This is a genomic window from Arthrobacter sp. Y3223164 (genome assembly GCF_059091005.1).
In genome coordinates this window covers 1-5,510 of sequence record NZ_JBNHGF010000185.1, presented here as the reverse complement: position 1 = coordinate 5,510, position 5,510 = coordinate 1, and the positions used below count along the sequence as shown (strand labels likewise).

Annotated in this window: 5 protein-coding genes; 4 read left to right on the top strand and 1 reads right to left on the bottom strand. The window is 68.0% G+C overall.

The annotated features are described in order from the left end of the window. The first annotated feature begins 128 nt into the window (after positions 1 to 128). Complete coding sequence (locus tag AC5RUJ_RS10265) at positions 129 to 626, top strand: GNAT family N-acetyltransferase (protein WP_494128316.1); 498 nt, start codon at positions 129 to 131, stop codon at positions 624 to 626. A gap of 35 nt (positions 627 to 661) precedes the next feature. Here AC5RUJ_RS10265 and AC5RUJ_RS10260 read toward each other — a convergent pair whose 3' ends face one another. Continuing rightward, a complete protein-coding gene (locus tag AC5RUJ_RS10260; RefSeq protein ID WP_494155826.1) occupies positions 662 to 1,576 on the bottom strand; it encodes a metallophosphoesterase in 915 nt (304 codons plus the stop codon). Positions 1,577 to 2,101: 525 nt separating this feature from the next. On the opposite strand from AC5RUJ_RS10260, the gene gatC reads away from it, so the two are divergent. From gatC to gatB, 3 genes are read left to right on the top strand one after another with little or no spacing between them, the layout of a single operon-like run. Beyond that, positions 2,102 to 2,398: an Asp-tRNA(Asn)/Glu-tRNA(Gln) amidotransferase subunit GatC gene (gene gatC / locus AC5RUJ_RS10255; RefSeq protein WP_493977642.1), complete on the top strand. Its 297-nt coding sequence runs from the start codon at positions 2,102 to 2,104 to the stop codon at positions 2,396 to 2,398. Positions 2,399 to 2,407: 9 nt separating this feature from the next. Then, on the top strand, positions 2,408 to 3,910 hold the full coding sequence (gene gatA, locus AC5RUJ_RS10250) for an Asp-tRNA(Asn)/Glu-tRNA(Gln) amidotransferase subunit GatA (protein WP_494002513.1): 1,503 nt from the start codon (positions 2,408 to 2,410) through the stop codon (positions 3,908 to 3,910). Further along, positions 3,911 to 5,422: an Asp-tRNA(Asn)/Glu-tRNA(Gln) amidotransferase subunit GatB gene (gatB, locus tag AC5RUJ_RS10245; RefSeq protein ID WP_494002512.1), complete on the top strand. Its 1,512-nt coding sequence runs from the start codon at positions 3,911 to 3,913 to the stop codon at positions 5,420 to 5,422. The last annotated feature ends 88 nt before the right edge of the window (positions 5,423 to 5,510 follow it).

The window sequence follows — 5,510 nt, the reverse complement described above, 5'->3', positions numbered from 1 at the left end:
GTCGGCGCGACGGCCGGCCGGCGGCCCGGCCTGAACCGTGTTGGCGCGCACCGCCCGTGGTGCGGGAAACTGGTCAGGCAAGCCCCGCCGTCGTACGTTTACTACCCGCAAGGACACCGCCCAAGCACATGCAGATCACCATCCGCCCTGCCACCGCTACCGATTTCGACGACGTGGAGCGCCTGACGCGCGAGGCGTACCTGGCCGCGGGACACTTCCCGGCAGCCGACCACCCGTATCTGGTGCACGTTTCCGACGTGGCGCACCGGGCCCGGCATGCCGAGATCTGGGTGGCCGAGCGGGGCGGAAAGGTGGCCGGGGCGGTCACGCTGGCCCAGGCCGGCGGGGAGTATGCAGACATCGCTCGGGAGGGGGAACTGGAGTTCCGGATGCTGGCCGTGGATCCGGGGCTGCAGCGCTCGGGCGTCGGCCGGGCACTCGTGGACGCCATCGTGGAGTACGCGCGCACGCTGCCGGGCATCAACGCCGTGAGCCTGACCACCGGCAGCGACTGGACCGCGGCGCACCGGCTGTATGAGTCGCTGGGATTCGACCGGGTGCCGGAGCGCGACTGGCCGGTACCCGGGACCGACATCCGGCTGCTGGTCTTCGTCAAACGCCTCTAGCAGCCGCAGGAACTTACGCTGCAGGCAGCGCGTGCTCAGGGTTTCCTGAACGTGAACGAATCGGTGAAGTTTGCGCCGCCGGCGCCCACAAACGTGGCCATCAGGGAGTTTTCGGTCACCTCGATCTCCACGAACCCGTGCGCGGGCTCGGCGTTTGCGCCGGAGTAGGCGGCGAAGTAGGGCGCCTCGGCATCGGAACCGTTGATGTCGCGCAGCGGTTGTCCGCCGGTGCCGACCGTCGCGAAGACCGTGCCGGCACCGGACACGAAGTCCGCGTCGGTGTCGGAGATGCAGGCATTATCGCTGTGCGCGGGCAGCAGCGACGGGCATTCCGGCCCCAGGGCGAGTTGGTGTGTCCGCTGGTAGAGGTGTTCGTGGCCGTGCAGCACCAGGTCCACTTTTTTGTCCAGCAGCAGATCCGTCACTGCGGAACCGGGATCGCACTCGTAGGCGCCCGCCGAGTGGCAGGGCTTGTGGGAACCGACCACAACCCACGGGATGTGCGCTGCGCGGGCCGAGTCTATGGCGGCGGCCGTCCACCGGTAGTGGTCGGTGCCGGGAGCGTAGTCCCAAAGGCCGGATTCGGGAAACTCCAGGCCCGGCGAAATCAGTATCAGCCGCAGCAGGGGGTCCCGCTGGGGGATGTCCACGAACCATTGGCGCCCATAGGCGCCGTGGGCACCCGGTAAGCGGGGAGGAAGGCAGCGCGCGAATTCATCGATCGAACCGTTCCGGCCGTCGCTTTCGTGGTTTCCGGCGACCAGCTGCAGGGGGATATCCGGCCCCAGGTGGTCGGTGACGAAACTGCACCACCCGGATTCGGTGCCGGGAAGGCCGTAGGACAGGTCGCCGAGCGCCAGGCCGAACCGGGAGCCGCTTTCCGCCATCGCTTCCAGCACCTGCGCGGCACCTTCGTCGAAGCCGAAGTCCCCGGCCGCCGCGAATTTCACGCTTTCCGCGGAGTTGCCGGCTGTCCGGGGCGCGGCGGCGGCCGGGTCGGAGGCAGGTGGTGACGCAACCGGCGGTGCGGCCGGCGCGCGAGAGGTCATGGAAGTAGGGCCCGCCGAGGTGTGCGGCGCCGGGGCGGGCGAGCCTTGCCCCGCGCTGCTGCAGCACGGCAGCAGCAGAGCGGTCAGGGCGATGGCAGCCAGCCGAGCCGGACGCATGGGGTCTCCTCGCCGCGAAGGACTCCGGCAGACCGCCGGAAGTCCGACGGCCCGGCCTGGGCCCTAGCGCGTGCCACATTCTAGGTGCCCGGTGTCAGGCGGTCAACGATAAAGCGGCACAGGAAGTGAGCCGAAACGCTCAAGTCCGTGGTCCCCCCGCTGTGCCTGCGGATCGCGCAGCCCAAGACCGGACGCCGGGAAGCCGGAGGCTGTCGCCGTGGGATGGTCCCTCGGCATTCCCTGGCGAATCCCGACCCTTCTGCGCCGGTAGACTGAAAAGGAAAAGCATTCCACCCGCGTAGGAGACTCATGTCTGAGATCAATCGTGCGGCGGTGGCGCATTTGGCGCGGCTGGCCCACATTGAGATGACCGCCGAAGAACTGGACAAGATGGCCGGCGAACTCGACGTCATTGTCGATTCGATCAAGTCCGTCCAGGAAGTTGCCAGCCCCGACGTTCCGGCGACCTCGCACCCGATCCCGCTGAACAATGTGTTCCGCGAGGACGTGGTGGGGGAGACGCTGAGCCAGGAACTTGCCCTGGCGAACGCACCGGACCAGGCCGACGGCCGGTTCAAAGTTCCGGCGATCCTGGACGAGGAGTAAGACGCACCCATGAGCGAACTGATTACCCACAGCGCGGCCAAGCTGGCCGAGATGCTGACCGCTTCGGAGGTGTCCTCGGTGGAGGTCACCCAGGCGCATTTGGACCGCATCGCCGAGGTCGACGGCGACCTCAACGCGTTCCTGCACGTGAACACCGACGAGGCGCTCGCGGTGGCGGCGGACGTGGACAAAGCCCGCGCCGCCGGCGAAGAGCTGCATGCCCTGGCGGGCGTCCCGATAGCGATCAAGGACCTGATCGTCACCGTGGGCCAGCCCACCACGGCCGGCTCGAAGATCCTTGAGGGCTGGATGAGCCCGTACGACGCCACCGTGGTCAAGAAGATCCGGGCGGCGCGCATGCCGATGCTGGGCAAGACCAACCTGGACGAATTCGCCATGGGTTCCTCCAGCGAGCACTCGGCCTACGGTCCCACCCGTAACCCGTGGGACCTGGACCGGATCCCCGGCGGCTCCGGCGGCGGCTCTGCGGCTGCCGTGTCCGCTTTCGAAGCACCGCTTGCGCTGGGCACCGACACCGGCGGTTCCATCCGCCAGCCGGCCGCAGTGACCGGTTCGGTGGGCGTCAAGCCGACCTATGGCGGAGTTTCCCGCTACGGCGCCATTGCGATGGCGTCTTCGTTGGACCAGATCGGTCCGGTGACGCGCACGGTCCTGGACGCCGCGCTGCTGCATGAGGTCATCGGCGGACACGACCCGGCCGACTCCACCTCGCTGACCGACCCGGTGGGCGCGCTGGTCGAGGCCGCCCGGAACGCCGACGTGCGGGGCATGCGCATCGGCGTGATCAAGGAACTGCAGGGCGAAGGCTACGCGGCCGGCGTGCAGGCCCGCTTCGACGAGGCCCTGGAACTGCTGCGCGGGGCCGGCGCCGAGGTGCTGGAGGTCTCCTGCCCGAACTTCAAGTACGCGCTGGGCGCCTACTACCTGATCATGCCCTCGGAGGTTTCCTCCAACCTGGCCAAGTTCGACGGCGTCCGCTATGGACATCGCGTGCTGCCGGCCGAGGGCCCGATGACGATCGAACGCGTGATGGGTGCCACCCGTGCCGCCGGCTTCGGCGACGAGGTCAAGCGCCGCATCATCCTGGGCACCTACGCCCTGTCTGCGGGCTACTACGACGCCTACTACGGTTCGGCGCAGAAGGTCCGCACGCTGGTTCAGCGCGACTTTGCCGCGGCGTTTGAGACCGTCGACGTGCTGGTCTCTCCCACGGCGCCGACGGCCGCGTTCAAGCTGGGCGAGAAGCTGGACGACCCGATGGCCATGTACCTCAACGACGTGGCCACCATTCCGGCCAACCTCGCCGGAGTGCCTGGCATATCGGTGCCGGGCGGCCTGACCGACGGGCTGCCGGTGGGGATCCAGTTCCTGGCCCCCGCCCGTGAAGATGCCCGTTTGTACCGCGCCGGCGCCGGTCTTGAAAACCTGCTGGAAGCCCAGTGGGGCGGCCCGCTGCTGGCTCAGGCTCCTGTCCTCGGAGGTGTGAAGTAAATGGCTGCAACAGAAGAGTTGGTCTCCTTCGAAGAGGCGATGGCGAAGTACGACCCGGTCCTCGGGTTTGAGGTCCACGTTGAGCTGAACACGAAGACCAAAATGTTCTCCGCCGCTCCGAACGCGTTCGGCGATGTGCCGAATACGAACGTGTCGCCGGTGGACCTGGGCCTGCCCGGCGTCCTGCCGGTGGTGAACAAGTCGGCGGTGGAGTACTCGATCCTGATTGGGCTCGCGCTCAACTGCAAGATCGCCGAATCCTGCTTCTTCGCCCGGAAGAATTACTTCTACCCGGACACCCCGAAGAATTTCCAGACCTCCCAGTACGAAGACCCGATCTGCTACGACGGCTACCTGGACATCGAGCTGGAAGACGGCGAAGTGTTCCGGGTGGAGATCGAACGCGCGCACATGGAGGAGGACGCGGGCAAGCTCACCCACATGGGCGGCGCCACCGGCCGGATCCAAGGCGCCGAGTACTCGCTGGTGGACTACAACCGAGCCGGCGTTCCGCTGGTGGAGATCGTCACCAAGCCGATTGTCGGAGCCGGTTCCCGTGCTCCGGAACTGGCCCGCGCCTACGTGGCCGCCGTCCGCGAGATCGTCAAGAACCTGGGCGTCTCCGACGCGCGGATGGAACGCGGCAACGTCCGCTGCGACGCGAACGTGTCCCTGATGCCCAAGGGCTCGGAGCAGTTTGGCACCCGCTCCGAGACCAAGAACGTGAACTCGCTGCGTGCGGTGGAACGTGCCGTCCGCTTCGAAATCCAGCGCCACGCGGCGGTCCTGGACGCCGGCCGGAAGGTGGTCCAGGAAACCCGCCACTGGCACGAGGACACCCGCTCCACGACCGCGGGCCGGCCCAAGTCCGACGCCGATGACTACCGCTACTTCCCGGAACCGGACCTGGTCCCGGTGGTCACCACCGAAGAGTGGATCGAAGAACTGCGTTCGCGGCTGCCCGAACCGCCGGCCGAACGGCACAAGCGGCTGAAGGCAGAGTGGGGCTATTCCGACGCCGAATTCCGCGACGTGGTCAACGCCGGCGTGATGGAGTCGATCGAGGAAACCATTGCCGCCGGAGCCTCCGCCGCCGTGGCCCGCAAGTGGTGGATGGGTGAAATCTCCCGTCGCGCCAAGGAAGCCGAACTCGAACCTTCGGAACTGGGCGTGAGCCCGCTGACCGTGGTCGAGCTGGACCGTCTGGTGCAGGCCGGCAAGATCAACGACAAGCTGGCCCGCCAAGTGCTCGACGGCGTGCTCGCCGGGGAGGGCACGCCCGAGGAGGTCGTGGAGAAGCGCGGCCTAGCCGTGGTGTCGGACGATTCCGCCCTGCTGGAAGCCATCGATGCCGCGCTGGCAGCCCAGCCCGAGGTGGCCGAGAAGATCCGCGGCGGCAAGGTCCAGGCCGCCGGCGCCATCGTGGGCGGGGTCATGAAGGCCACCCGCGGGCAGGCCGACGCCGGTCGGGTCCGCGAGCTGATCTTTGAACGTCTCGGCGTTCAGGGTTAGCCGGTGGAGCGGACGATGAGCGGTGATGGGTCGCGCCGTGCCGGGGCCGATATCGGCCCGGTTCCGCGGCGCCCGGTCCGCCCGGGGA

What these genes read in the sequence shown, in the direction of transcription:
- AC5RUJ_RS10265 (WP_494128316.1), top strand. Translation starts at nt 129, where the DNA reads ATGCAGATCACCATCCGCCCTGCCACCGCTACCGATTTCGACGACGTG.
- gatC (WP_493977642.1), top strand. Translation starts at nt 2,102, where the DNA reads ATGTCTGAGATCAATCGTGCGGCGGTGGCGCATTTGGCGCGGCTGGCC.
- gatA (WP_494002513.1), top strand. Translation starts at nt 2,408, where the DNA reads ATGAGCGAACTGATTACCCACAGCGCGGCCAAGCTGGCCGAGATGCTG.
- gatB (WP_494002512.1), top strand. Translation starts at nt 3,911, where the DNA reads ATGGCTGCAACAGAAGAGTTGGTCTCCTTCGAAGAGGCGATGGCGAAG.